The sequence below is a fragment of the Collinsella sp. AM20-15AC genome, assembly GCF_003471405.1.
Taxonomy (GTDB): domain Bacteria; phylum Actinomycetota; class Coriobacteriia; order Coriobacteriales; family Coriobacteriaceae; genus Collinsella.
This window is the reverse complement of record NZ_QRJA01000001.1, coordinates 60,720-86,186: the sequence shown is the minus strand read 5'-3', so window position 1 is coordinate 86,186 and position 25,467 is coordinate 60,720. Positions and strand designations below refer to the sequence as shown.

Sequence of the window (25,467 nt, the reverse complement as noted above, 5' to 3'; positions counted from 1 at the left end):
GCTCGGACTCCTCGGCCTGTGCGCAAAAGTCGTCAAATGCAGCCTGCTGAGCCGCATCGACCGGCAGGTCATCGAACGCCGGAACATCCTGCAACGCGTCAAGCCCCGGCACACTCGCCAGCAACTCCTCAGCAGATGCGGGAGCTTCGGTCGCGAGCTTCCGACGACGATCGCGCTTAGCCCGCGCCCCCGTCGTCTTTTTCTTCGCCTTAGCCTTAGCCTTAGCCACAAACGCCTCCCAGCACCAAAAATCACAACTGAGCAGGTATTTTAACGCATTGTTCCGTCCGACTTACCAAATGCTGCGGCGTACTCGTCATCATCCATCCAATCGATGATGTCGCCGGGCTTGCAATGAAGCGCCTCGCACATTGCTTGAAGTGTAGAAAAGCGGATCCCCTTGAGTCTTCCCGTTTTAATTCGAGACAGATTAACAGGCGATATTCCAATGATTTCGGCAAGTTCCTGCGACGAGATTTTACGGTCCGCCATCACGCGGTCAAGACGCATAACAATCGGCACCGTGCCACCCCCTAGAGAATCTCGTCTGCATCTTCCTGCAATACCCTACCGTATTCAAAGACCCCCGCCAACGCAAAGAAAACGAGTCCGTAAGAAAGCGATTGAAAATCAAACTCGGGAAACACGGGCTCAGCCGTTCCAAGAACATTGCTGTATGGCAATTGAATCGTCGGCCATATGATGCTGATGACGGCTTTTACCGACATCAGGAGGCCAGCCGCGACCAAAATCCTGGTCTGCCACTTACCAAAAGGACGACCCTCATGCCTGACTTTCGCCGTCAGAATCGTAAACAGAAGAAACGTTGCAGCGTCGCAAAGCGTGCTAGCCATAAACAAGAGCAGAAATCCGCCGCTCACCGCAGAGATACCCTCGATGAGCAACAGGTTCGCAAGATGAACGAACAACACCACGCAACATAGCGCTTGAACCGCCAGGGCGATACAGAAGACTGTCAGAAAACTCGTCGTCAACCGCAGATGTATATCGCGATCTTTCATTTCTCCTCCTTTTTTTCCTTATTTCCCTGCGTTCATTGTACTTTTCAATCCAACCGCTCTCGCTCAAAACCATTTACCGGCAAATCGATACCGTTCATTTTAAAGAATCTTTATTTAATGTTTTATATAAATTAATTTGACTTTATAGAGTTTGGAGGACCCATGAGAAAGCAAACCGTCCTTATCCTTATCTTATCGCTGTCCCTTTTCGCCCTCTTCTCGTCAGTACGAACCAATTCCGATCCAATCAATATCTCATTGCCCGAATTTCGATCGAAATTAAGCAAAGGCGAATCTTTTATCGTGCAAATTGAGCTGGAGGGCTGCCCGGCCTGTGAAGAACTCCGTGCGGCAGAGCGCTCGCTTTCGCCGAGTCTCAAGAACGACATCGAGATCCTCGTTGTCCCTAAGAGCCAAAAGGAAGTTGATAGGGAGACACTTAAGGCGCTTCTGCCGTCATTCGAGTTTTATCCTTCAATTTTTGCCATCTCTGAAGGAAAGATAGCGTCCGAGTTCGACCTTTCCACGCTTGATTCGTTTGAAATGCGTTTCACGGATTGGAGGCTGAATCTGAACAACACAGCAATGTCAAGCTAAATGTCAGGAGGATACACATGCTACGCAACGTTCCCGTAAGCCGTAAGTCATTCATCGCAAGCGCAGTTGCGCTTTGCTCAATTGCCATTTCACCAAAGCAATCTAAGGCGCAACCTCTTGAAGTAGAGTTCCCTTCTGCCGAAGAGTACATTGAAGCTGTCAATGAGTCCGGCACAGGATGGACGACATACGCACTAGATGAAAACGGAGATGTCCAAATTATCGATCGATTCCAGACCCTGTCTTTGGATGATTTAGCAACTGCCACACGCGGCGCTAAAGAATGGATCGTCAAAATTGCCATTTTTATTGGAAAAGAACTCATCGGCTATGTAACGGGGCTTGTAATCGACGGACTGATTAAGAAGATCATAAGCAAAACCGGAGGTACTTGGCCTGAGTATGCAGCAAAGCAACTCCTTGGACACCCCGTACCCGCAGGCAACGCGTACCGTCTACCTTGCAGCGTCTATCCCCCCAACTCCGGAGAATACATTCGTTGTATAAATAGTTAGGATACGGCTATGTTGCCAGTCATCATTGCCCCCGTAATTGGTGTATGGGGCATCCAGTATTTCCTCAACAAGAAGTGGCTCTGGGGCATTGGGTGCATAGCGATAACATTAATATGCTATTTCCTTAGCCTCATTGTCAAAGCATGCTGGCCGAGCGCCATCTCTTTTGGAATTGCTCTTCTCAGCTCGGTCCAGCTATATGGAAGCAAAAAGGGTTTGTCCTTCTTTAATGCCCTGATATCGGCTCCGCTACCTCTGCAAATCTACTGGGGAATTATGGCCGTCATCGTTCTCTTTATGCCTCAAATCCCCTTCAGCGACGTTCCCGGCTTCTCCTAACGCGTCGCCGATTCAACCCCATACAATCCAGTTCACAAAAAGAGTCGGTCGAGCAAATGCTCTAAAAAAGAGCTGGCCGGGCAAAGCCCGACCAGCTCACATACTTTCCCTCAGCCCTTTTCATCCGCACAGGAGAAAAGCCAGCAAGGATACCGCAGGGCCCGCCCGCCGGGAGGGGTTTCCTAAGGGCACATCCCGCAGCCGCAAAGCGGCGAGGACGTGCCCGTGGAAACCCCGCAGGCGGTCGGGCCCGGACAGGTACGTTACTCTTTCTCCACAGCGCGCATGATCGCCTTGTAGATCTCCATCAGCGGAATGATCAGGAAGGCAAGGCCCAGCGCGGCGATAACGCCCTTAAGCTCGAGCGTCACGGGGCCAAAGAACATCTCGGCAAGCGTCGGCTGCACGGTCACGATCACCGTCAGCACCAGCGCCAGCGCAGCAGAGGCCCACAGCCACTTGTTCTGCTTCTTCATCTTAAACAGCGACGTGCGACGGCTGCGCATGTTAAAGCAGTGGAAGATCTCGACCATGTTGAGCGTGATGAAGGCCATCATCACGCCTTCCTCGTCAGCGTTGCCGGCGATCATATCGGCGATGTGGATGTAGCCCATGTCAAAGTACACGCCCACAAAGAAGCTCGCGAGCACCAGCACGGTAATGATCAGGCCCTGGACCACGCAGTCCAGGCCCATATGTCCGGCAAAGACGCCGTCCTTGGCGTTGCGCGGCTTTCGCTTCATGATGTCGCCCTCGGCGTCCTCCATGCCCAGCGCGAGCGCGGGGAAGCAGTCGGTGACCAGGTTCACCCACAGCAGCTGCACCGGCTGGAAGATGGTAAAGCCAATAAGCGTGGCGATAAACACCGAGAACACCTCGGCAAGGTTAGCCGAAAGCAAGAACTGGATGACCTTGCGGATGTTGTCGTAGATGCGACGGCCCTCTTCGCAGGCACCGATGATGGTGGCGAAGTTGTCATCTGCAAGCACCATGTCGGCGACGTTCTTGGTAACGTCGGTGCCGGTGATGCCCATACCCACGCCGATATCGGCGCGCTTGATGGACGGGGCATCGTTGACGCCGTCGCCCGTCATGGCGACGATCTGGTCGCGCGACTTCCAAGCCTCGACGATGCGGGTCTTGTGCTCGGGCTGGACGCGGGCGTACACGCCGTAGTCCTCGATGTGCGCGTCGAGCTCCTCATCGCTCATGCGATCGAGGTCGGCACCGGTGATGGCATGGCTGCGATCGGTGACGATTCCCAGCTGCTTGGCGATGGCCACGGCGGTGTCGATGTGGTCGCCCGTGATCATGACGGTGCGAATACCGGCGTCGTGCGCTTCGCGGATGGCGTCGGCGACCTCGGGGCGAACGGGATCGATCATGCCGGACAGGCCGCAGAAGACCAGGTCGTGCTCGAGTGCAGCAGGGCTGCAGTCGCTCGGGACCTCGGTGTAGGTGCGGCTTGCCAGCGCCAGCACGCGCAGGGCCTCGTCGGCCATGGCCTTGTTGGCGGCCACGAGCTCGGCACGACGCTCCTCGGTCAGCGGGACGACCTTATCGCCCTCGTAGATGTGGGTGCACAGGCCGATCACCACGTCGGGCGCGCCCTTGGTGTACTGCTCGTACTCGCCGTCCAGGGTCTCGACGACCACGGACATCATCTTACGGCCCGAGTCAAACGGGGCCTCGCCCACGCGCGGGTGCTCGGCATTCAGGCCGGTGAGGCCCGCCTTGCCGGCATCGTTGACGAGCGCGCACTCAGTCGGCTCGCCCACGGCCTCGCCCAGCTCCTCGTCCCACTGGGCATCGGAGCACAGCGCCATACCGGCCAGGAACTTCTCCTTAGGCGCAGCAAGCTCGTGCTTGACGACGGTCATCTTGTTTTGAGTAAGGGTACCGGTCTTGTCGGAGCAGATGGTCTGCGTGCAGCCGAGCGTCTCGACGGCAGAAAGCTTGCGGATGATCGCCTGGCGCTTGGCCATCTTGGTCACGCCAAGCGACAGCACGATGGTCACGACGGCGACCAGGCCCTCGGGGATGGCAGCGACGGCGAGCGAGACGGCGACCATAAAGGTGTCGAGCAAGGCAGTCGGGTCGGTAAGAACGTTGCCCACGCCGTGGCGGATGATGTCGACGCCAAAGATGACGACGCAGATGACGATAACCATGATGGTGAGGATGCGGCTGAGCTCGGCAAGCTTCACCTGCAGCGGCGTGAGCTCTTCCTTGGCCTCGGCCAGGGCGCCGGCGATCTTACCCATCTCGGTATTCATGCCGGTTCCGACCACGACGGCGCGGCCGCGACCGTATACCACGGTGGAACCCATGTAGCACATGTTCTTGCGGTCGCCGAGCGGCACGTCATCGGTGCCCGCGGCGAGCTCGATCACGTTGGCGTGCTTCTCTACGGGCACGGACTCGCCGGTGAGCGCGGCCTCTTCGATCTTCATCGTGGCGCTCTCGAGCACGCGGCAGTCGGCCGGGACGGAGTCGCCCGCCTCGAGCATGATCACGTCGCCGGGCACGAGCTCGGCGCTCGGCAGGTGCACGAGCTTGCCGTCGCGCAGCACCTTGGACTGCGCCGCACTCATCTCCTGCAGGGCCTCGAGGGCCTCCTCGCTCTTGGCTTCCTGGACCACGCCCAGCACCGAGTTGACGATAACGACGAACATGATGATGGCAACATCGGCAAAGTCGGGCTCGCCCTTGACCATGCCCGTGAGCGCACTGATGACGGCGGCAACGATCAGCATGATGACCATGGGGTCGGCCATCTGCTCAAAGAAACGCTTCCACAGCGGCGTCTTCTCGGCTTCCTCGAGCTTGTTAGGGCCTGTCTTGGCGAGGCGCGAAGACGCCTCGTCGTTGCTCAGGCCGAGGTTCTCATCGACACCTTGGTCGCTGAGCACCTCCGCCGCGGCGGACAGGTATTCCTTTTGCATATAGAGTCCCCTCCTGGGATTCGGGCCACTCAGCAGATTGATGCCCGATCATAATTCCCAGGAGAAGGGCAAGGGCTCATCAAGGCTGCCGTGCTGAGCGGCAGTTGATAGTGGAGCTATGGTACCCCAAAGCGACGCGTCTAGCCAAAACAATCGGTTTGGAAATATGGTCCGCACGCAACGGTGCAGACCGTGTGATGCTCAACATTGGTAAAACGTTTTTTCTTCGGCACATCGCCAAACTGACATATCTCCCAGATAGCAGCGGTTGGAGTGGTTGGTAAAGATTTTTCATATACCGTTTTTCCCGCAAAAAATGAACTTCCATTTCGGCATACGGTCGATTTTTTGGGGTATTCGGTCGGCATTTCGTTATAATCATCTCGGTTTTATTTCTTATGGTTTATCTATCAGCGCAAGACGATGTCAGATGGAGGTCTGAATGTACAAGCGCACTAAGATTGTATGCACCATGGGTCCCGCCTGCGATAGCGACGAGACCATCCGCGAGATGATCAAGGCGGGCATGAACGTCGCCCGTTTTAACTTCTCGCACGGATCCTACGACGAGCACCACGGTCGCATCGAGCGCGTCCGTCGTATTTCCAAGGAGCTCGGTCTGCCCGTCGGCATCCTGCTCGACACCAAGGGCCCCGAGGTCCGCACCGGCCTTCTGGTCGATGGCAAGAAGGTTGCCGTCAAGACCGGCGACAAGATTGTCGTCACCGCTCAGCCCACGTCCGAGGATTTCCACGGCACCGCTGAGCACATCTCCCTCGACTACCTGGCTCTGCCCTCCGAGGTCGAGAAGGGCTCCCTCATCCTGATCGATGACGGCCTGGTTGCCCTCGAGGTCGAGTCCGTCAGCGGCCAGGACATGACCTGCGTCGTTAAGAATGACGGCCTGATTGGCGAGCGCAAGGGCGTCAACATGCCCAACGTCAACATCTCGCTGCCTGCCATCACCGAGCGCGATCGTCAGGACATCCTCTTTGGCCTGACCGAGAACATCGACTACATCGCCGCTTCCTTCATCCGTGACGGCGAGTCCGTCCGCGGCATCCGCGAGCTTTGCCGCGAGAACGGCGGCGAGCACGTGACGATCTTCCCGAAGATCGAGTGCGCCCTGGGCGTCGAGAACTTCGACGAGATCCTCGAGGCTTCCGACGGCATCATGGTCGCCCGTGGCGACCTGGGCATCGAGATCAAGCCCGAGCTCGTTCCGCACATCCAGAAGGAGATCATCGCCAAGTGCAACGCGGCCTACAAGCCCGTCATCACCGCTACGCAGATGCTCGACTCCATGCAGCAGAACCCGCGCCCGACGCGCGCCGAGGTTGCCGACGTTGCGAACGCCATCTACGACGGTACCGACGCCGTTATGCTCTCTGGCGAGTCCGCTGCCGGTAAGTACCCGGTCGAGGCCGTTAAGATGCAGGCCAGCATTGCTCTCGAGACCGAGAAGTACCTCCCGGCCCACGCTCCGCTCGAGGTTCCGGCCGATGCTCACGGCACCCGCGTTGTCAACAACGTTGTGGGTATGTCCGCTGTGAACATGGCTACCACCGTTGGCGCCAAGTGCATCACCGTGCCGACGACCACCGGTCGTACCGCTCGCCTGATCTCGCACTTTCGTCCCAACATGCCGATCTGCGCGTTCTCCCGCCACGAGTGGGCCGTCCAGCAGATGATCATGTACTGGGGCGTTATCCCGCACCAGGCCGAGATTACCCAGGGCACCGTCAACGGCACGATCGTCAAGGCGATCGAGACCGCTAAGGAGCTCGGCTACGTCGAGGCTGGCGATCTGACCGTCGCCACCGCCGGCGATCCCCGCATGAGCGTCCAGCTCGAGGACAAGGTCTCCTCGACCAATGTCGCTTACGTCGCTCAGGTGCGCTAAGTCGTACTTGCAAGCATATTTGCATTGCAAAGGGCCCTGAAGGCTTTGCCTTCCGGGCCCTTTTTCTGTGCGCAAATACCTCTTACACGGCATGACACGCAACCAGCTACTTATGGCATGCTACGAAATGTGCAGCTCGTTTGCCGTGTTTACACCCTGCGGCGGGAGTTATTGGTCGATTGGGATGAGCTGTTCGCCGTTAAGCCGGCCGGCTAACAGCTAGCGATCAGGGGGACTGCGGGAACGTCAGAAGCAGCAACGCGAGCCGCAAATCCCGCCTCGGTCAGCTCGATGACCTCGGTAAACGTTGCGTCGAAGAACTCCTCGGTTAGCAGGCGATACGGCGGATGATCGGGCTCGCCGGGGTTTTCGCGTACAATCTCGTGCATGACGCCGATGGTCTTGAGCACATACTCCTTATGGATGGGATACTGCCCAAAACGCGTCGCCGCAGTATACAGGCGATCGGTCGCACGCGGGATGGAAACAATGCCCAGCGTCTTGCCAAACCAGTCAAAATCGCCCTGCTTTTTAATGCGGAACTCCTCGCACGGCTTGCCGCCGTGTGCTTCCAGATACTGGTTCACACGCGTGTTCCATACCGTGTCGGCTACCAGATGCGACCAGACGCCCAGCGTTAAATCGAGCAGCGACTGCGCCACATCTTCGGACGCAAGCGAGAACTCACAGGCGCCGGGACCGGCAACCGGCTCGGCATCCTTGTAGCGCTGGGGATAGTGTACGCGGTTCAGTCGCTCGCGTTCCTCGATAATCGAGGTTGCCGCGGCCGGCGCACCGGTGGGCAAACTTTTAAGCAACGGTGCCACATAGGTATCCCAGAACTCATGCTCACGAGGCTTAGGGATGGGCTCAGGTTTGGCAAAGTGCGTAATGCGGTACGGGATGGGATCGGCGATGCCAGGGACCATATAGCCCACGAAGATATCCGGGACCACGCAGCCAAACAAAAAGGCATTGCGGTCGCGCACGCTACTGGCAAGCGCACCGGTGCGCTCCAGCAAACGCTCCGTCTGAGCAATATGAATGTTCCAGCTTGGCATAGCCACCCCCATAAAAACCTGGATAACTATACCATCACGGCAAAGCCGCGCGGGCGGCTACGCACGCTCTACGCAGCAACTAGTCCGTAGCACCGCTTTCGGTTCCATACGACGGCGAGGGCGCCTCGACCACATGGTGATATCGATCGATATAGATGGCGCGGGCACCCAGGCGTCGCACCAAATCCTGGTGATGCGTGCTCATCAAGACCGTCTTACCCGCCGCAACGTAGGCCAGCAAAAAGTTGACCACGATGTCGCATGAATCCTCGTCGAGCCCATTGGTAGGCTCGTCGAGGACCAAGATATCCGGGTTCATCGACACGACGGCCGCCAGCGCCACACGCTTCTTTTGCCCGCCCGAAAGCTGATAAGGCGAGGCGTCGGCAAGGTCGGCAACCTGGAACAGTCCCATGGCATCGCGCACGCGGCGCTCGAGCTCGTCTGCCGGCAACCCCATCTGCGCGGGACCAAAAGCAACTTCCTCGCCCACCGTAGCGCAAAAGAGCTGCGCGTCGGCATTCTGGAACACAAAGCCCACGCGCTGATGGAACCGCTGGGCCGTCGCGGAATCCTTGAGAAACGCCGCATCGACCGTGCGCCCGTCAAACAGGTACGCGCCTGCGTCCGCAAGCTCAAGGCCGTTGATAAGGCGCATGATCGTCGTCTTGCCGCAACCATTGGGGCCAAGCAGGGCAACGAGCTCTCCACGGTTCACCTGCAGCGAAACACCGTCGATCACCGTATGGCCCGCATAGGAAAACACCACATCGCGAAACTCGATGAGCGGCGTGGTCTCGGTGCCGACAGCGTCGCTCGCGCCCATCACACCATTCGTATCGTTTGCCAAAACGTCGCCCTTCCCTCTTCACATCGACGGCTAGGCCGCCCGCGTTACAGCACCGCGCACAACACGGCAAGCAGAGCCACGACGGCCGCGTAAACCGCATCGCACCAGCCAAAACCACTCCGCGCAGTCGCCGGGTACACGCCGGCAAAGCCGCGGCAAAGCATAGCCTCGTCCATCGCGCGGCTGCACTCCATCGCCTTGATAAACGTCATGCCCATGATACCCGCCAGCGAGTCGGTGCGCGAAAAACCCGCAGGCGCACGACCCACGCTGCGCAGCATGACCGATTCGCACAGATCGTGCGCCGTGCGTCCCAGTACCTCGATATGCTTGAGCGCCATATCGAAAGTAAAGATGACCTCGTCGGGTAGATGCAGCATTTTGAGCGCCGCCGACATGCGGCTCCAGGTGAGCGTCCACGAAACACCCAGCACCAGCGACACGTTGATGAACGTCTTGAGCGCGATCTTGAGCATGGCGCCCACAGCCGATGCGCCCAGCAGCAGGGCAGGCAATGCCAAAACCACGGCAAACCCCGCGGCGCCAAGCGCCGGCACAAAAGTCGCGCGCAGCCCACGTGCGGGGCGCACGGCGACCAGCACCAACGCAATCGCCGCCATCAGCATCAGGTACAGCGGGCTCTGCGTCAGGCACACGCACAGAACGCAGACGAACATCCCCACCAGGCGCACCGGTGCCGAAACGCAAGAAAGGGCGCGGTCAATCATCGACCCGCCCTTGTGTGCGCCACCACCCAGGCGAACCCGCTCAAGCAGGCTCGCCAGGTGTAGGACGTTCTTTTGCATCACGCGATGCCGAGCCCCCGCGGGCTCATAGTTCTCGGATGTCGCCAGCCAGCTAGGCAGCTCGACCGTTGCCATGGGGCAGGCTTTCCTTTGCCGTCAGCGAAACCAAACGGAAGACGATGGTGAGCACGGCAACGCCAATCACGCCCGAGAGGATATACATCGCAGCCTGGCCGGCAAAGTCAAGGTTGTTCTCCTCGGAATACGCCTGCAGGTAATCGCCCGTGGGCAGCGTATCGGCAAACGTGGGCGCGTCGAGACCGACCGAAGCCTTGAGGCTCGTGTCGCCAGCCTCCTGAACCGCAGTCGCTGCACCCTCGGCATCCCACTCGCCCCAGGCGTCACCGGTTGCAAGCAGGCCGAGCGGCGTGGCAACCACCAGGGCCACGACGAGGATAATCGTCGGGATCAGCGAAGTCTTCTTGGCAGTCACGGACTTGGCAGAAAGCAGGCCGTCAGTCGCCTCGGGTCCAACGATGATGCTGGGGGCCGTCTTCTTGATAAAGCCGTAGATTGCGGCCGTCGCCACGCCCTCGACCACACCGGCAACCAGCATATGCGGGATCAACATGGCCGGAATAGCCACGGACAGCGGGAAGGGGCAGTACAGCGGCGCGCCCGAAGCGTTGGTAAAGAGCATCGGCTGAATACCAAACTCGATTGCCGCGCACAGGGCCGCCAAGCACAGGCCGACCCAACCGCTCACGATGGCAGAAACCGAGGTGCCCCAGCTCTTGTCGTGCAGACGGCTGTTGAGTGCACGGAACACGATAGCAGCGACAAACGGCAGCACAAAGGCCATGTTAAAGCAGTTGGCGCCAAACGACAGAACGCCGCCGTCGCCAAACAGCAGCGCCTGCAGCGCCAGCGCGACCGAGACAGCGATAGCCGCGGCCTCGGGGCCCAGCAGCAGCGCGATGAGTGCGCCGCCGACGGCGTGGCCTGTGGTGCCGCCGGGCAGCGGAACGTTAAACATCATGAGCAAAAAGGAGAACGCAGCGCAAATACCCAGAAAGGCCATATGCTCGCGATCGAGCGTGGCGCGCACTTTCTTGATGCAGTGAACCCATACGGGCACCATCGCCACCGCCATAACGGCATCGGTCTGCGGGGACAGGTAGTTGTCTGGAATGTGCATATACGCCTCCCGGTATCGGCGCACGGAATTGCAACGCCGCTTGAATCACCTTGCCAGTGTTACGTAATGTCATATTCGTAACACGCCGCAGGCTATAATAGCAAAACGGCGCGCCGCCACAAAAGCAGCACGCCGTTATGTAATGCGCGTGTCATATATGCAGGGTCAACGGTGCCTTATTCCGAACACCGCGGTCGCGCAGGGCTCCGCAGCAACCGCCATCAGGCCCTACGCTCCCATCGCAAGCCCTAGCCGCGGACCTCGCCGTTTACGCCCTTGCACACCTTGGTGACAATCTTCTGGTGCGCCTTCTCGACCTCTTCGCTGGTGAGCGTGTGGTCGTCGGAGCGATACGTAAGCGCAAAGGCCATGGACTTCTTGCCCGCTCCGATGCGGATGGGATCGCGGTAGACGTCGAACAGGCGTACGCCCTCGAGCAGCTTGCCGCCGGCGCTGGTAATACGGCGCTCAAGATCCTCGCAGGTCACAGCGTTGTCGACCACGATAGCAAGGTCATGCTCAACAGCCGGGTACTGCGAGAACTCGCGGTAGTTCTCCTGGTTGCGGGCACCCTTGATCAGCTTGTCCAGGTCGAGCTCAAAGGCAACGACGACCTCATCTATGCCGCAGGCCTCGCGCGCCTCGGGGTGGATCTCGCCGACCCAACCCAGCACGGTACCGCCCGAGAGGACCTCGGCGGCGCGGCCCGGCTGCAAAAAGGCGTAGCCCTCGCCCTCGACGGGACGGAAGCGGACCTTCTCAATACGCAGCTGGGCGAGCAGCTCCTCGACAATACCCTTGCCAAAGAAGAAGCGTAGCTTGCGGTACTTCATGTTCCAGGACTGCTCGCTCCACTGGCCCGAGAGCACACCCGCCACGGACTTGGTCTCCTTGGGCAGGCTGACGTTCTCACGACCGTGGAACAGGCTGCCGACCTCGTACAGGTGCACGTTGGGCGTACCGTGCGCCTCGTTGTAGGCCACGGACTGCAGCAGGCCCGGCAGCAGCGAACGACGCATCTCGGTCTGCTCGGCCACCAGCGGGTTCATGAGCACCACGGGGCAGCCGCGGCCTTCGGTGGACATGCCGATCTTCTCCAGGTCGCCCGGGGCGGCAAAGCCAAAGGTCGTGGTCTCGTTGAGGCCGCAGGCGCGCAGGATCTCGCCGACCTTGCGGGTGAGCTTCTGCTCGCGGGTCAGGCCGCCGATGTGGTTCTTGGCAGCCGGGATGGTCGCCGTCACACGGCCCATGCCCCATAGGCGCAGGACCTCCTCGATCAGGTCAATCTCGCGCGGCAGGTCGGGACGGAAGCTCGGCGGGGTAACCATAAAGTCCTCGCCGTCGCGCTCGACGGTGCAGCCCAGACGGGTAAGCGAACGCTCGATAAAGTCGGGCTCGATGTCGGCACCGCAGATGGCATGCACGCGGGCCAGGCGCAGCTTAATGCTGTCGATGGTCTTGGGCGCGGGGAAAACATCGACATAGCCGGGAGCAACCTCGCCGCCGGCGATCTCCTCGATGAGCGCGCAGGTAACGTTGGCGACATCCACGCAGCCAGTCTCGTCAACCTGGCGCTCAAAGCGAATGGAGGCGTCGGAGATCAGCGACAGATCGCGGCTGGTGTGCGAGGTGCGACCGGCGTTGAAGCAAGCGCTCTCGACCATCACGTCGACGGTGTCGTCCTCGATCTCGGAATCCATGCCGCCCATAACGCCGGCCAACGCCACGGGGCGCTCGCCGTCGGTGATAAGGCCCATGCCGGCGTCGAGCACGCGCTCTTCGCCATCGAGCGTCGTGAATTTCTCATCCTGCTGGGCGGCGCGAACCACCACGCGACGCCTGCCCTCGCGCTCGGCAAAGGTGTCCAGGTCAAAGGCGTGCAGCGGCTGACCGGTGAGCATCATCACGTAGTTGGTGATGTCGACGATGTTGTTGTGCGGACGCACGCCCAGGGCGTTAAGGCGCTTGACCATCCAGTCGGGCGACGGGCCGACCTTCACGTTGCGCACGATGCGGGCGACATAGCGGTCGCACAGGCCCTCGTCGGCAATCTCGACGGAAAGCTCGTCGTCGGTCGCGCGGCCAGTCTCCGCCTTGATGGCGGGCAGATCAACGTGGAAATCGCGATCGAAAATGGCGCCGGTCTCGCGGGCCATGCCGATCATGGACAGGCAGTCGGGGCGGTTGGGCGTGATCTCGCAGTCGAGCACAGTATCACTCGAGCCCACATACTCGGCAAACGGCATGCCGCAGGGCGTATCCTCGGGCAGGATCATAATGCCAGAGTGGTCGCCGCCCAGGCCGAGCTCGCGTGCGGAGCAGTTCATGCCCATGGACACGACGCCGCGAAGCTTGCTCTTCTTGATCTTGACGTCGCCGGGCAGGACAGCGCCGATCATGGCCGTGACGATGTGGTCGCCGGCCTCGAAGTTCTGCGCGCCGCAGACGATCTGCAGCGGAGCGGGATTGCCGTCGGCATCGAGGTTCTTGTCGCCCACATCGACCGAGCACACATACATGTGGTCGCTATCGGGGTGCGGGGTCTTGGTGAGCACCTTGGCAGTCACCACGTGGTCGAAGGACTCGCCCACGGTGTCGATCGCCTCGACCTCGGTGCCGGTACGGATATATTCGTCCGAGAGGGTCTTAGGATCCTCCGGAATATCGATCATGGTCTTGAGCCAGTCGTAAGAAACGCGCATCTAACTGGTCTCCTTTCATAAATGCGGCTTTGAGCCAAAAACTGCAACGGAGACGGGTTTTCCAAGTGCCGCAGATTGCCTTGAAAGAGGAGGGCCGCGTACTTAGGTACGCAACCGACGATTGAAAGGCAAGGTGCGGTGCTTGGGAAAGCCGCCGGGCCTAGAACTGATTTAAGAAGCGCATATCGCCCGTCATAAGCGTTCTGAGGTCCGGCAGGTCGTAGCGCAGGGCCGCGACGCGCTCGGCGCCAATGCCAAAGGCGAAGCCGGTGTACTTCTCGGGGTCGATGCCGCAGTTGATGAGCACGTTGGGGTCGACCATGCCACAGCCCAGGATTTCGATCCAGCCGCTGTGCTTGCAGAAGTTGCAGCCCTTGCCGCCACACACGTGGCAGCTCACGTCCACCTCGCAGCTGGGCTCAGTGAAGGGGAAGAAGTGCGGACGGTAGCGCGTCTTGCGGTCCTCGCCAAACATGCACTTAACAAAGTAGTCGAGCGTGCCCTTCAGATCGCCAAAGGTAATGCCCTCGTCGACGACCAGGCCCTCGATCTGGTTGAACTGCGGCAGGTGGCAGGCGTCGGCCGTGTCGGGACGGTAGACGGTGCCCGGGCAGATCATGTAGATGGGCGGCTTTTGCGACTCCATGGTGTGGATCTGCACGCCCGAGGTCTGGGTGCGCAGCAGCACGTCGGACTCGCCGTGGGCGTGAGCCTCGGGGTGCGCGACGCTGCCGGGGTTGTTGTCGACCACGTAGAAGGTATCGCGGGCCGAGCGGCTCGGGTGATCCATGGGGGCGTTGAGCGCAGTGAAGTTGTAGTAGGAGGTGTCGACCATGGGGCCGGACTCGACGGTGTAGCCGATGCCGCAGAAGATGTCCTCGGCCTCCTCGATGATCTGCTTGATCAGGTGCTGGTGGCCGATCTGCGGACGGATGCCCGGCAGCGTGATGTCGACGGCGTCGTGCTCCAGTGCGCGCTTGAGGGCGGCGGCCTTCATCTCGGTGTTGCGCTCGTCGAGCATGCCCTCAATCAGCTGGCGCATCTCGTTGGCTCGCTTGCCCATCACGGGACGATCCTCGGGGGCGAGCTTGCCCATCATGCGCATCAGGCCGGTGATGCGGCCCTTGCGGCCGAGCAGCTCAACGCGCGCAGCCTCGAGCTTGGCTGCGTCGTCGGCGCCTGCGACGAGCTCCTTGGCCTCTTCCTCGAGTTTGACCAGATCATCAATCAGACTCATGTCTTCCCTTTCGTCTCTCGCGCATCCGCGCTCCGGGACGGCTGACGCCGCCCGATGCTGCGGATGCGCGGCCCGGTTCGGTAACAAAAAACCGTCCTCGGGCATGTGCATTGCCCAAGGACGGTTGAATTCCGCGGTACCACCTTGTTTGACCCAGCGGATGTCTGGCCCGCCGTGCCCACTCTGCACCCCTTATCGCGAGGCTCACGGCTTCCCTACTGGGGCTTCGCCGCCGCTAGCCGCGCGCCCGTTGAGGTCGCTGCTCGGGAGTGAACGCTTGGCCCTTGCCACCGCAGGAAGGCTTGCAGCCCATGACCTTCCCTCTCTTGCCGGCGACGCGGCGGGCAAAACCCTCTCCGTCAACGCATTGGGCTATAGGATAACACATTCTGCGAGCATATCGCCGCGTTCCGTTTTGTTCGCACTGGGTACAAGGTAGGTAGCTGTGCAAACTGGCCGTACGCCCACCCGTGGCGTCCGGTCTGCGAGATCAAGGATATAGGTATGGGAAAGAACAAGGATAAGATGGCCAAGCCCGCAGCGGATAAGACGCCCAAAGGCATGAAGGTCGATAAGGCTGTCAAAAAATTCCGTAAGCTCGAGGGCAAGCTGTGGACTCGCGAGTACCTGCTCAAGATTGCCGAGTTTGACGGCGCGACCATTGCTCCCGCCAACGGCGCCGCGGCCCGCGCCGATGCTATGGGCACCCTTGCTGGCGAGCATCACAAGCTGCTGACCAGCAAAAAGTCTGTCGAACTTGTGCGCTCGCTGGCACGAGAGACCGTCGCGGGCGGCAAGATCGACGACCCGCAGCTGCTCGACGAGATTCGCGTACTCGGCCGCGACCAGCGCGAGGCAAGCGTCATCCCCACCGAGGAAGCCGAGGCCTGGACCAGGCTCACCTGCGAGGCCGACGCCGTGTGGCACAAGGCCAAGACGGCCAATGACTGGGCGAGCTTTGAGCCCTATGTGGATAGAATCGTCGCCCAACTTAAGCATCAGGCCGAGCTCATGGACCCCAAGCGCGACCCATACGATGTTTGGCTCGACCAGTACGAGCGCGGCCTTTCCGCCAAGAGCTTCGACGCGTTTTGCGATGAGGTCAAGGCGACGGTCGTGCCGCTCGTGCACGCCATCGGCGAGCGCGGCCAGCAGCCGGCTGCCGACTTTTTGCACGCCCACGTGCCAGAGGCCGCCCAGCGTGCCATGAGCTTCGACCTTATGAAGCTTGTCGGCCTGGACCTGGACGACTCCACGCTTGCCTTTACCGAGCACCCGTTTAGCGAGGGCTTTTCCGTGGGTGACGCGCGCATCGCGACGCACATCTACGAGGACGACTGCATCTCCAACGTCTACAGCATCATCCACGAGGCCGGTCACACCATGTACGAGCTGGGCGTGAACCCCGCCTACGCGCGCACCTGCCTGGAGGGCGGCACCTCCATGGGCATCCACGAGAGCCAGAGCCGCTTCTTTGAGAACACCGTGGGCCGCAGCCGCGCCTTTATGGGACCGCTGCTCGAAGTGCTGCGCCGCCACGTGCCCGAGGTCTACGGTAGCGTGGACGAGGATACGCTCTACCGCGCCGTGAACATCGCGCAGCCGTCGCTGATCCGCACCGAGGCGGACGAGCTCACCTACCCGCTGCATATTATGGTGCGCTACCAGATCGAGCGCATGCTGTTTGCCGGCGAGGCCACGGCCAAGGACATCCCTGCGCTTTGGAACCGCTTAATGGACGAGTACCTGGGCATTCCCGTTCCCGACGACACGCGCGGCTGTCTGCAGGATACGCACTGGAGCGGCGGATCGTTTGGCTACTTCCCCACGTATGCGTTGGGCAGCGCCTACGACGCCATGTTTGTGCCGGCCATGTGCCGCGACGGTGTCGACCTCAATGGCGCCTGCGCGAGCGGCGATCTGGCGCCCGTCCGCGCCTGGCTGGGCGAGCACATTTGGCAGTGGGGCCGCGCCAAAGACGCGCCGGAACTCATCAAGGGCGCCTGCGGCATGGCCTTTGACGCCCGCTACTACTGCAGCTACCTGCAGGACAAGTTCACCACGCTGTACGAGTTGTAAGGCATAACCGACACACCGACGCAAAGGGGGCGCCGCGGGATCAATCCGCAGCGTCCCCTTTTTTCATCCAATAACTAGGTGCCCAATGACTAGTTCGTTGACGCTAATGTCTTGGCAACGTCAGCGAAAACGACCCTAAGCGAGCAAGGTGACGTGAAATGAAAGGGCGCTGGCCTTCTGGTCGCGCCCTTGAAATTGAACGTCAGATTGCCGCTTGGGGCCGTTTGCAGCGTCGAGCAGTTACGCGGTTTGGTAAAACCGCGTAACTACAGAGCCTCGAGCGCGTTGGCGATGCGCTTCATGGCGGCGTCGGCGGCGGCTTGGTCGGGGGCTTCGGCCAAAACGCGGATCACCGACTCGGTTCCGCTCTTGCGCACCAGTACGCGGCCCTCGCCTGCCAGCGCGGCCTCGGCCTCGGCGATGGCGTTCTGCACGCCCATGTTGCCCAGCGCGGCGTCCATATCCGCTACGCGCACGGCAACCTGCGCTTGCGGCAGCAGCTTGCACGGAGCCGTGAGCTGCGAGAGCGTCTCGCGCTCGGCACGAATCACTTCCATCACGCGCAGCGAGGTCATAATGCCGTCGCCCGTGCGCTCGATATCGCCAAAGATCGTATGGCCCGTCTGCTCGCCACCCAGGCTGTAGCCGCCCTCGCGCATCTTGGCATACACGTGACGGTCGCCCACGCCGCTGGTCACGGCGCTCAGACCGGCAAGCTCCAGCGACTTGACCAGGCCAAAGTTGCTGGCGATCGTCGGCACCACGGTACCGCCCGAAAGGCGACCGTGCTTGTTCAGATACACGCCGCACACGTACAGGATCTGGTCGCCGTCTACCACGCGACCGCGCTCGTCCACGGCCAAGCAGCGATCGGCATCACCATCGTAGGCAAAACCCACGTCCAGCCCCCGCTCCACCACGTGGCGCTGCAGGCGCTCCATATGCGTGGAGCCGCAGTCGACGTTGATGTTAAAGCCATCGGGCGCGGCGTTGATCACGCGCACGTCGGCACCCAGTGCGTCGAACACCGGCTTGGCCACCGAGGAAGCCGAGCCGTTGGCGCAGTCAATACCGATCTTGACGCCCTGCAGCGAAAAGTTCGCGCTGGCGATGAGCGAAGCAATGTAGCGGTTGCGGCCCTGCATGTAGTCCACCGTGGCGCCGATGTGATTGCCCGTTGCCAGCGGCACCTCGCTCTTGCCATCGATATAGTCCTCGATGAGCTCCAGCACGTCCTCGTCCATCTTAAAGCCGTCGCTGTTGACGAGCTTAATGCCGTTATCGCAAAACGGGTTGTGGCTCGCGCTGATCATGATGCCGCAATCGAAGCAGCCTTCCACGGTCTGATGTGCTACGCCCGGCGTGGGGATCACGTGCAGCATATAGGCGTCCGCACCGCTCGCGACCAGGCCGCTCACTAGCGCCGCCTCGAACATATAACTCGAGCGACGTGTGTCCTTGCCCACGATGACGCGCGCCTTGCGCTCGCGGTTGGCGCCGTAATACCAGCCCACAAAACGGCCAATCTTATAAGCGTGCTCTACCGTCAGCCCAACGTTGGCCTCACCGCGAAAGCCGTCGGTGCCAAAGTACTTCATGCGCTCTCCTTACAAAATAGGGGCGAACAGATTGCCTGTCCGCCCCAAAATGGTACTCGATTATCTGCGCTACCAGAAAAATCCTACGCCGACGCGCTGTCGCGAGCCGCCTGGCATGTAGGAGTCTGACGCAGCGTAAGCGGCTTGTCCCCCGCCTCGGCCGACGTGGTCAGCGTATATGTGATCGTCGTCGTCTCGCCAGCATGCAGGTCAACGGTGCCCGAATAGAAGGGGATTCCATGCCACGTAGCGGCGCCAAGACCAAACTGGGTGCCCTCGACGGTCAGATCAGTAATGTTGCCGCCCGTCGGTGCAAACAACGAGACATTCAGACGCTCGTCGTCGCGCGCTGCATCGGGTGCGCTCGCCGCGACGTAGTCGGGCAGCTTGCCTGCCTCCTCCTGCGTCATGATGTTCGTCAGGGTAACGGTGATGCGATACGAGCACGTGCCGTCACCGTTCTTGACGCCCTGGCCAATCTGCGTATCGGCATTCAGGTACCAGTCGAGCTTGGAGAAGCTCAGGTTGTTAAAGTAGACACCAGCAACGGGATCTTCACTCGGGTCATCCGGATCGGGCAGCGAGGCGTCGATGTTCATCTGCTTGATAGCGTTCTGCTCGTCATCGTTTTTCATCCACGCGATCAGGCGGCCCTCTTCGGCACCGCGCTCAACGGCGCTGACAAGCTTCGTAACATCGACATCGCCGATACCGCCAAGGATCTTGTCGAAGGCAGCGCTGGCGACGGATGCAAAGATGCCGTCAGACTCCTCGACCGGATAGTTCCAGTACACATCGTGCATGAGGACCTTTGCGGCGTTGGTGCCGTCGACAACCGTTCCGTCGGGCAGCGAGACATTACCGACGAGGCCCAGCAGATACTGCAGGAACACCGGGTCGATACCCACGACGCCGTCAACGTCCTGCCCATACTGGGACTTCCACAGCGCGGCGACACGCTGCGAGTTGCGGGGCCAATCGGGCGAATACGCGTTACCAGAGTTGTACAGGTTACTGTGGTCGCCAAACAGTGCCTCGTCCTCTTCGTCGACGCTCTCAACCGCCTCGTCTTTGCCAAGCGCAATACATGGAACAAACTCGCCAATCGACATCTGGCCGTCGGTGACCGAAATCAGGCCCTGCGAACCGCCAAAGCCGCCGCAGGCACGAATCTCGACGTTGTTCATGGCGTACATAAGGTAGTTGCGCGTCTGGCCGTTGGCGCCGAGCATCTGGGGAAGGACGGGGGCGACTTTCTCCGCCGCGTCAACCGCGCCGTTGAGGGTGGCAAAGCCGTCCTTGGCCTTATCGACCAGCTCGGTCACCTGGGAAATATGAGTATCGCCAATGCCCTGGATCTTCTCGTTGGCGCTCTTGAACACCTTCGAGCTGCTGGAAAGCGAATCGGCGACCGCCTGCAGCGCGGACACGTTAATCATGCCGTCCTGAAACAGCTTGCCGGGCGTGGCCTGCGAAAGGTTATCGGCCATGGGAACCAGCGCATTGCTCGAGACATCGGACAGGGCGTCGATCATGGTGCGGGCCGCATTGATGTCGCTGCCATACACCGGGATAAACGAAGCCGCCGTCCACAGCGGGCTCGAGGTCTCCGCCTTCATGCTGTCGCAAAGCTCATCAATCTTCTTCGCGTCGTCAGGCAGCGTCGAAAAATCGCCCGACGTGACCTTGTCCTTAAGGCCACCGACGATCTCGACAGCCTCCTTCGCTTCGCTCTTTACGGTCTTTGCCGAGTTAAGCAGCATAAAGCCACTTGCGCCAAGCGCAACGAGAAGCACCGCGACTACAGCGGCAATAATGGCGCCAGTGTGACGCTTTTTGCACTCGCCCTTGCGATGGCGATGACGGACCAGACCGTCAGAGGTCGAACTCGACGAAGCGTCGCTACCGTAGTTCAAGCCAAAATCGTAATAATCTTCCTTGGAACCCGAGCCCGCAAACTCGGCACCGCTATCATCCAGGCGGGCGAACGTGCCAGTCTCGGAGGCGCCGGTGTAAATCGTGCCAAGGTTACCCGTAAGCCCCGCGCCACCGGCAGAGGGAGTATTGTTGGCGGCCTTGCCGGCATTAACGTTGCCGGCGGTATTCGCGGCGTTGGCAGCACCTGCGTTGTTCGCAGGTATCGAAGGGGCCCCGCTCGGCTGCGACGTGGAGGTTGCACCGCCCGCAAAGACATTCCCTCTTGCACGGCCGGTCCTTTTTGCCTTTTGAGACTGCTCGTACAGAGCGGTAAACATCGCCGTCTCGCCCGGGGACACGCGCTTACCGGAACCGCCCTGCCCAGCGCCGCCCGGCGTGCCGGCCTTACCAGCCCCGTTCGGACGCGGCGGAACTGCAGGACGGCCGCTATCGCTGCCCTTAAAGTGATTACCAGCCATAAAGAAATCCTCGCAATTGAGTCGCAATGAAAAAGTCCATAACGTTACTAGTTTATGGCATTTTGAGCATCGACAGCTAAACTCCAGACACGGACATCAATTGGCGAAAATGTGGCACAACGCCTTTTCCGTCTTGGCGCCAGCTACACCGTCAAAAACACCATCGCGATAATCATGGCAAAGCCCGCCAGGTCGGTGGGCAAAAACACCGTTCCCAGCATAAGGGCGCTGGTGATGGTGGCCGAAACCGGCTCCATGGTTCCAAGGAGGCTCGCGCGCACCGAGCCAATCTCCTTAACGCCCTGCATGTAGAACATATAGGCGAAGAACGACCCCACCACAATAAATATCGCGAGCGCGCCGACACCCGAGGGGCCGAGCGCCGGTATATGCGCCCACGGCTGGGTAAAGATACTCATCACGATTCCCGCCGAAAGCATGGCCGAGCCCGTGACGACCGGGCTACCGTATTTGTTGAGGATTCCGGCAGGGATGATTGCTATGCAGGCACCGCCCACTGCGCACAAAAGGCCCGAGAGCAGGCCCATCGGCGAGATGTTGAGCGTACTGGGGTCGCCGCCCGTGGCGATCAAAAACGTTCCGCCCAATGCGAGCAAAATGCCAAGAGCCTCGCGCGTGCGCGGCAGTCGATGCGCGGTGACGCAGGCATACCCCATGACGACCACCAGCTGCAGGCACTGGAAGACAGTCGCGGTGCCCGCGTTGGTCAGGCGCACGGCTGACAGATAGCAAAGCTGGTTGAACAGCAGGCCAAAGATCGTAAACAGAATAAGCTGCTTGCGATCGGCGGGGGTAGTCCACAGCTCGATCAAGCGGTCGCGGTCTTTTCTGAGCACAACGAACATAAAGAGCAGGCCAGCGATAACTTGGCGCACGCTCATCAGCCAAAACGTCTCGATATGGCACACGTCAAAGAGGTAGCTGGCGCTGGTGCCAGAAAAACCCCAAAACGTACCGCCGGCAAACGCGGCGAGCGTACCCAGGGCCATCTTGCGCGCCTGGGCGTCGTTGAGGCGGTCGCGCCATGCGCGGCGGGTGCTGCGGCTCAGCTCGTCAGTCCCCTCGGGCACGATAAAATCAGACGCCGCCGTCATCGGTACCGAAGCCCTTTCACGTGCACACTGCGCCGAGCGCTTCTGTTCCATCCCACTCCCCAGAAATCAATTGGCAACAAAGCGCTCAAACTGTAGCACGAATATTGATACGGAAATGCGGGCGATTCGGAACATCTACGAGCATCCAAATTGCAGGGACGAAAGGCACCGAAGAGCTATGCCGAGCGGTTGGAATCGCCTGGGGCGCCGGGATCGGCTTCCGCACTTTCATCGGTATGGCCACCGTCGGCATCGCCCTCGTCACCGGCGTCGCCCTGCTCCTCCTGCTCGCGACGGCGCTTTTCGCGAATCTGCTCCACGGCTGCGCGCAGGGCGGCCTCGTCCTCGGCGCGTGCCACCTCTTGCGTTGTCTTGACCATATGGCGAATCTCGAGCACCAGCAGCACGATCAGCGGCACCACGATAAGCGGAAAGAACAGCAGCGGATTGGTGAGCAACGAGACCACCACGCCCAGCCCCGCCGAGACAAAGACCACGCGGCCCACCACGTCGGCGGCGGGCACGGGCGCGGCGTCCTCGACCGGATTGGCATCGCCCTTGGTGCGGTAGACCGGCGTGCCGTCGGCCGCGGCCTCCACGGCAACGATGCGGTGCGTGTTGAGTGAACCCTCCAGCGCGTCATCGGACGAATGGAAGGTGATGATGTCACCCACCTGGTAGGCCTGACTGTTGTCGGTATCGACGACGATAAACGAGTGCACGGGAATCGCCGGCTCCATAGAGCCGGTCAGCGTGCGCATAAAGCCATAGCCCATGATGGTGGGGATCTCGCCGGCGGGCGTGAACACCGTGCGCAGCAGCACCACAAAGGCGACCAGGATCACCACGGTCGCCAGCACGTTGATCACGCGGAGCACGTGCTTCATCACTTGTCGGCGTCCTTTGCGGAAGGCTCGACGTCAGTGGCGTCAGATGCCGAAACGTCGGTCTCATCTCCCTCAACGGTCGTGGCGACATCGCCCTCGGCGGCCTCTCCGCGCAAGCGAGCCAGCAGATAGCGCGACAGGCTGTTGCCCTCGGCACGGCGCTCGGCGCGGGCGCGATCGCGCTCGGCCTGTTCCAGCTCGTGCGCCAACGAGGCCAAGCGCTGCTGCATCTCCGCGCGGGCGGCCTCGAGCTCGCGCTCGTGCGCGGCCTTGGCGGCGGCGAGTTCCTGCTCAATACGCTCCCCTGCCTCGAGCTCAGCTGCAGCGATACGCGCGTCGGCGTCGGCACGAGCCTCCTCGGCGGCACGCGCGGCGGCATCGCGCTCGGCAGCGGCAGCGGCGACCTTCTCGCTGGCATCCACCGTAGCCTGCTCAACGGCAGAATCGGCGGCAGCACGGGCGGCGTCGATCGCAGCATCGGCGGCCTGCTGGGCGGCAGCAACCTTCTCCTCGGCCGCGGCAACGGTGTCGGCGAGCTTCTGCTCCGCCTCGGCCGCGGCGACGTCGGCAGTCTCCTGCGCGGCACGGGCATCGCGCTCGGCCGCCAGCCGCACTTCCTCAATCTGCAACTTGGCGGCATCCAGCTTGGCATGCACCTCGGCGAGCTCCTTGGCAGACGCCTCGCGCACGCCGGCAAGCTCGGCTGCGGCGGCGTCCTTGGCGGCCTGCAGCTCGGCAGCGTCGGCAGCCGTCTTGGCAGCCAAGGCTGCGGCAGACTCACTCTTGACCCGCGCGACTTGCTCGGCAGCAGTCTGCTCGGCAGCCGCGACCCTAGCATCTGCGTCGGCGCGGGCGACTGAGACCTCGGCATCGGCCTCGGCGCGCATCCGCTCAAGCTGAGCCGCCGCGGTCTCACGTGCTTCTGCAGCGGCATCCTCGGCAGCCTTTTTACCGGCCTCGACATCCTCCAGCGAGGCGCGCAGTTCCTCGACATCGGCCTCGGCAATCTGTGCGCGCTGCGTCAACGCCAGCTCGCGTGTCTTGGCCTCGTCCAGTTCATCTACCAGATCGTCGCGCTCATCGGTCAGCGCGTGCGCCTGCACTTTCCAGGACTTCAGCTGCCCCTGGAGCTCCTCAATCTGCTCGCGGGCCTCGGCCAGCGCCTGCTCGGCATCGAGCTGGGCCTGCGTGACCTCCTCTACAAACACACGACGAACCTCAACATCGGGCAGGTCGGGACTATCGACCTGCACCTCCTTGATCTCTTTAATAAACTTGGGCGCCACCGGCGCGTGTTGCACGCTCTCAAGCTCCTGCAGGTTGCGCTCGTCGTCGGTCAGGCTCTTAAAGACGGTGTAGTTGTTGATGAGGTTGGTGTACATCTGCACCATGTACTCGTCGTCGAACGCCAGCGCCTGCTGCTGCACGTCGATGTTGTAACCCACCTTGTCGTAGCGCTCCATAAACTGCCACAGCTGGTAGCACTTGCGGTAGTTGGGGTCTTTCATGATGAGGTTGGTGCGCTGAATGGGGCTGCGAACCGCACTGCAGCCGTTCATGATCTGGCAGAACGACGCGCCGCGCAGCGCCATGACCAGGCGGCGCACGCGGTCGATGCGCATAAAGACGTCCATGTTGTCAGCGTCGTTCTCGGCGAAGCTCTGACGGTTTTTGACCGTCATCTCCACGCTGTACTCGATCTCTTCGTACGCGTCGTCGATCTTACTGTGCATCTTAAAGCGGTTGCGGATCTCGTTGCCCGTCGACCAAAAGATCACGTCGGTACGCTTATCCACAAACGTCAGCAAGCGCTGAATCAGATGGTAGATAAAGCGGTTCTCGTACAGGTCGTACGTCTCGACGGTATTGACGTTGAGGATGCGCGTAGGGTGAACGCCGCCGTCCTCACTCGGCGCCAAAAACTGCGTGTTCTGGCTCAGATGACGGACGCTGTCGGCGCTGATCTTTTTAGCGAGCGAGACCGGCACCACCTCTTCCTCGGTGGTGATAAAGCGGCGCGGCTTTTCGATGATGGTGTTGATGGCGTCGAGCGAGTCCTCGATCATGCTGATCCATTCCTCGTCCACCACCTTGACGAGCTCCTCGCGCTGCTGTTCGATCGTGGTGCCCGAGGCCTGCGCCATCTCAAACAGATAGCGGAAGTAGCGGCTGTCCTCCTGGATGGGCTCCATCTGCTCGGAGAAGCTGGTATAGAGGTCCTGAATGGTCTCGGACATGGGTTACTCCATAGATTGGATCGATCGGAAAGGGGCGGGG

Annotated in this window: 19 protein-coding genes; 5 read left to right on the top strand and 14 right to left on the bottom strand. The window is 60.8% G+C overall.

Annotated features, from left to right (window positions below; all coding sequences use genetic code 11):
* Nucleotides 1–270: 270 nt before the first annotated feature.
* A complete protein-coding gene (locus DW233_RS00370) occupies nt 271–522 on the bottom strand; it encodes a helix-turn-helix transcriptional regulator (RefSeq protein ID WP_118266160.1) in 252 nt (83 codons plus the stop codon).
* An 11-nt stretch (nt 523–533) separates the two neighbouring features.
* Nucleotides 534–1,022, bottom strand: coding sequence for a hypothetical protein (locus DW233_RS00365; protein WP_118266159.1), 489 nt, complete (start codon nt 1,020–1,022; stop codon nt 534–536).
* Between the two features lie 162 nt (nt 1,023–1,184).
* Between DW233_RS00365 and DW233_RS00360 the strand changes: the two genes are divergently transcribed.
* The 3 genes from DW233_RS00360 to DW233_RS00350 are packed head-to-tail and all read left to right on the top strand — an operon-like array spanning nt 1,185 to nt 2,473.
* Complete coding sequence (locus DW233_RS00360; RefSeq protein ID WP_118266158.1) at nt 1,185–1,619, top strand: hypothetical protein; 435 nt, start codon at nt 1,185–1,187, stop codon at nt 1,617–1,619.
* 17 nt (nt 1,620–1,636) lie between these two features.
* Nucleotides 1,637–2,134, top strand: coding sequence for a hypothetical protein (locus tag DW233_RS00355; RefSeq protein WP_118266157.1), 498 nt, complete (start codon nt 1,637–1,639; stop codon nt 2,132–2,134).
* 9 nt (nt 2,135–2,143) lie between these two features.
* The gene (locus tag DW233_RS00350; RefSeq protein ID WP_118266156.1) at nt 2,144–2,473 is read left to right on the top strand and encodes a hypothetical protein; all 330 of its coding nucleotides are present in this window, start codon (nt 2,144–2,146) and stop codon (nt 2,471–2,473) included.
* Between the two features lie 263 nt (nt 2,474–2,736).
* On the opposite strand, the gene DW233_RS00345 is transcribed toward DW233_RS00350, so the two are convergent.
* Nucleotides 2,737–5,418 (bottom strand): cation-translocating P-type ATPase, encoded by a 2,682-nt coding sequence (locus tag DW233_RS00345; RefSeq protein ID WP_118266155.1) that lies wholly within the window; start codon nt 5,416–5,418, stop codon nt 2,737–2,739.
* A 442-nt stretch (nt 5,419–5,860) separates the two neighbouring features.
* On the opposite strand from DW233_RS00345, the gene pyk reads away from it, so the two are divergent.
* Nucleotides 5,861–7,321 carry a pyruvate kinase gene (gene pyk, locus DW233_RS00340; protein ID WP_117634311.1) on the top strand — a complete coding sequence of 487 codons (1,461 nt, stop codon included), beginning with the start codon at nt 5,861–5,863 and terminating at the stop codon, nt 7,319–7,321.
* Nucleotides 7,322–7,533: 212 nt separating this feature from the next.
* Here the strand turns inward: pyk and DW233_RS00335 are convergent, their stop codons facing one another.
* The 6 genes from DW233_RS00335 to pheS all read right to left on the bottom strand — a co-directional run bounded on the left by DW233_RS00335 (nt 7,534) and on the right by pheS (nt 15,115).
* Nucleotides 7,534–8,382 carry a hypothetical protein gene (locus DW233_RS00335; protein ID WP_118266154.1) on the bottom strand — a complete coding sequence of 283 codons (849 nt, stop codon included), beginning with the start codon at nt 8,380–8,382 and terminating at the stop codon, nt 7,534–7,536.
* A 79-nt stretch (nt 8,383–8,461) separates the two neighbouring features.
* The gene (locus tag DW233_RS00330) at nt 8,462–9,232 is read right to left on the bottom strand and encodes an energy-coupling factor ABC transporter ATP-binding protein (RefSeq protein WP_147357105.1); all 771 of its coding nucleotides are present in this window, start codon (nt 9,230–9,232) and stop codon (nt 8,462–8,464) included.
* A 44-nt stretch (nt 9,233–9,276) separates the two neighbouring features.
* Complete coding sequence (locus DW233_RS00325; RefSeq protein WP_118266152.1) at nt 9,277–10,113, bottom strand: energy-coupling factor transporter transmembrane protein EcfT; 837 nt, start codon at nt 10,111–10,113, stop codon at nt 9,277–9,279.
* Complete coding sequence (gene cbiM / locus DW233_RS00320) at nt 10,091–11,176, bottom strand: cobalt transporter CbiM (protein WP_118266151.1); 1,086 nt, start codon at nt 11,174–11,176, stop codon at nt 10,091–10,093. The genes DW233_RS00325 and cbiM overlap by 23 nt, the downstream gene beginning before the upstream one ends.
* Before the next feature lie 248 nt (nt 11,177–11,424).
* Complete coding sequence (gene pheT / locus DW233_RS00315) at nt 11,425–13,878, bottom strand: phenylalanine--tRNA ligase subunit beta (protein ID WP_118266150.1); 2,454 nt, start codon at nt 13,876–13,878, stop codon at nt 11,425–11,427.
* A gap of 160 nt (nt 13,879–14,038) precedes the next feature.
* Nucleotides 14,039–15,115 carry a phenylalanine--tRNA ligase subunit alpha gene (pheS, locus tag DW233_RS00310; protein ID WP_055250566.1) on the bottom strand — a complete coding sequence of 359 codons (1,077 nt, stop codon included), beginning with the start codon at nt 15,113–15,115 and terminating at the stop codon, nt 14,039–14,041.
* A 504-nt stretch (nt 15,116–15,619) separates the two neighbouring features.
* Here pheS and DW233_RS00305 point away from each other — a divergent pair.
* A complete protein-coding gene (locus DW233_RS00305; RefSeq protein WP_118266149.1) occupies nt 15,620–17,194 on the top strand; it encodes a carboxypeptidase M32 in 1,575 nt (524 codons plus the stop codon).
* A gap of 266 nt (nt 17,195–17,460) precedes the next feature.
* On the opposite strand, the gene glmM is transcribed toward DW233_RS00305, so the two are convergent.
* The 5 genes from glmM to DW233_RS00280 all read right to left on the bottom strand — a co-directional run bounded on the left by glmM (nt 17,461) and on the right by DW233_RS00280 (nt 25,427).
* Nucleotides 17,461–18,792, bottom strand: coding sequence for a phosphoglucosamine mutase (gene glmM / locus DW233_RS00300; RefSeq protein ID WP_118266148.1), 1,332 nt, complete (start codon nt 18,790–18,792; stop codon nt 17,461–17,463).
* A gap of 83 nt (nt 18,793–18,875) precedes the next feature.
* Nucleotides 18,876–21,188: a DUF4012 domain-containing protein gene (locus DW233_RS00295; protein WP_118266147.1), complete on the bottom strand. Its 2,313-nt coding sequence runs from the start codon at nt 21,186–21,188 to the stop codon at nt 18,876–18,878.
* A 143-nt stretch (nt 21,189–21,331) separates the two neighbouring features.
* Nucleotides 21,332–22,354, bottom strand: coding sequence for a DMT family transporter (locus tag DW233_RS00290; protein ID WP_199574549.1), 1,023 nt, complete (start codon nt 22,352–22,354; stop codon nt 21,332–21,334).
* A gap of 125 nt (nt 22,355–22,479) precedes the next feature.
* A complete protein-coding gene (locus tag DW233_RS00285; protein WP_117629006.1) occupies nt 22,480–23,190 on the bottom strand; it encodes a signal peptidase I in 711 nt (236 codons plus the stop codon).
* Nucleotides 23,190–25,427: a DUF2357 domain-containing protein gene (locus tag DW233_RS00280; RefSeq protein ID WP_118266145.1), complete on the bottom strand. Its 2,238-nt coding sequence runs from the start codon at nt 25,425–25,427 to the stop codon at nt 23,190–23,192. The genes DW233_RS00285 and DW233_RS00280 overlap by 1 nt, the downstream gene beginning before the upstream one ends.
* Nucleotides 25,428–25,467 lie beyond the last annotated feature (40 nt).

Coding starts and splice junctions, on each gene's coding strand:
- DW233_RS00290 (WP_199574549.1), bottom strand. CDS start 22,354: ATGGAACAGAAGCGCTCGGCGCAGTGTGCACGTGAAAGGGCTTCGGTA.
- DW233_RS00325 (WP_118266152.1), bottom strand. CDS start 10,113: ATGGCAACGGTCGAGCTGCCTAGCTGGCTGGCGACATCCGAGAACTAT.
- DW233_RS00360 (WP_118266158.1), top strand. CDS start 1,185: ATGAGAAAGCAAACCGTCCTTATCCTTATCTTATCGCTGTCCCTTTTC.
- DW233_RS00295 (WP_118266147.1), bottom strand. CDS start 21,188: ATGGCTGGTAATCACTTTAAGGGCAGCGATAGCGGCCGTCCTGCAGTT.
- DW233_RS00365 (WP_118266159.1), bottom strand. CDS start 1,022: ATGAAAGATCGCGATATACATCTGCGGTTGACGACGAGTTTTCTGACA.
- pheS (WP_055250566.1), bottom strand. CDS start 15,115: ATGAGTCTGATTGATGATCTGGTCAAACTCGAGGAAGAGGCCAAGGAG.
- DW233_RS00350 (WP_118266156.1), top strand. CDS start 2,144: ATGTTGCCAGTCATCATTGCCCCCGTAATTGGTGTATGGGGCATCCAG.
- DW233_RS00355 (WP_118266157.1), top strand. CDS start 1,637: ATGCTACGCAACGTTCCCGTAAGCCGTAAGTCATTCATCGCAAGCGCA.
- DW233_RS00305 (WP_118266149.1), top strand. CDS start 15,620: ATGGGAAAGAACAAGGATAAGATGGCCAAGCCCGCAGCGGATAAGACG.
- cbiM (WP_118266151.1), bottom strand. CDS start 11,176: ATGCACATTCCAGACAACTACCTGTCCCCGCAGACCGATGCCGTTATG.
- DW233_RS00280 (WP_118266145.1), bottom strand. CDS start 25,427: ATGTCCGAGACCATTCAGGACCTCTATACCAGCTTCTCCGAGCAGATG.
- pheT (WP_118266150.1), bottom strand. CDS start 13,878: ATGCGCGTTTCTTACGACTGGCTCAAGACCATGATCGATATTCCGGAG.
- glmM (WP_118266148.1), bottom strand. CDS start 18,792: ATGAAGTACTTTGGCACCGACGGCTTTCGCGGTGAGGCCAACGTTGGG.
- pyk (WP_117634311.1), top strand. CDS start 5,861: ATGTACAAGCGCACTAAGATTGTATGCACCATGGGTCCCGCCTGCGAT.
- DW233_RS00285 (WP_117629006.1), bottom strand. CDS start 23,190: ATGAAGCACGTGCTCCGCGTGATCAACGTGCTGGCGACCGTGGTGATC.
- DW233_RS00345 (WP_118266155.1), bottom strand. CDS start 5,418: ATGCAAAAGGAATACCTGTCCGCCGCGGCGGAGGTGCTCAGCGACCAA.
- DW233_RS00335 (WP_118266154.1), bottom strand. CDS start 8,382: ATGCCAAGCTGGAACATTCATATTGCTCAGACGGAGCGTTTGCTGGAG.